Raw genomic sequence first — 898 nt, forward strand, 5'->3', positions numbered from 1 at the left:
GCCAGGTTCACTGCCAGGTTGGCCGGAGCAAAGCGTGGGAATGTGCGGCGCACATCGGCCCCTTCCTTTAGAGGAAGCGAGCCCGCCAGCAGGCCGCGGGCAAGAGGAGCATATCCAACGAACATCGTCTCAGTGCCTTTGAGCGCGTTCAGCGTTTCATCCCCCTCCGTGCGATATAGTATGGAGTATTCATTCTGGATCGCAGCAATCGGATGAACGGCGGATGCCCTGCGAATAGTCTCCGGGTGAGCCTCCGACAGGCCAAGGGCGCGGACCTTGCCCTGCTCGACCAGGCGGGCCATCGCGCCGACTGTCTCTTCGACCGGCACAGCATCATCGATGCGGTGCTGATAGTAGAGGTCAATCGTTTCAATACCAAGCCTCCTCAAGCTCGCTTCGCACGCCAGATAAACGTATTCGGGACGGCCGTCGACTCGCATGCTTCCATTCGGTTCACGTGTCTGGCCGAACTTAGTTGCAACGATCGCTTCGTTCCTTCGTCCCTTCAGCGCGCGACCGAGCAGTTCCTCGTTATGGCCCCACCCATACATGTCGGCGGAATCGAGCATGTTTATCCCGCGATCGAGAGCACGGTGGATTGTTGCGATCGATTCGGCCTCGTCGGCCGTCCCGTAAACTCCTGACATCGACATGAGTCCAAGCCCAAGCGGCAGCACCTTCACCGCGGGTCCCGCAGAAATCTTCAACGAGGCAGTCGTGACGCTCATGGGCTCTCCTTCGGCGCAACAAGAGTTGCTGAGCTCGCTACCCAGCGGACGACCATCCTTCAACGTGCTTTTGTCAAACTGCAAGTTCGGTCCTGCCGAATGTATGTTGGTCTCGTGGGGCGCTTACCCATCGACCCGGACTTTAGACGAGAGAGGGGCAAGATTCCCAA

1 protein-coding gene is annotated in these 898 nt (G+C 58.8%); it reads right to left on the reverse strand.

Going from position 1 to position 898, the window contains the following annotated elements; translation table 11 throughout:
• Window positions 1-728, reverse strand: a 728-nt coding sequence (locus AC1D00_RS43145; protein WP_477014927.1) for an aldo/keto reductase, incomplete at its 3' end; no start/stop codon positions are given.
• Between the last annotated feature and the right edge of the window lie 170 nt (window positions 729-898).

It is taken from the genome of Bradyrhizobium sp. P2_E8 (assembly GCF_056403875.1).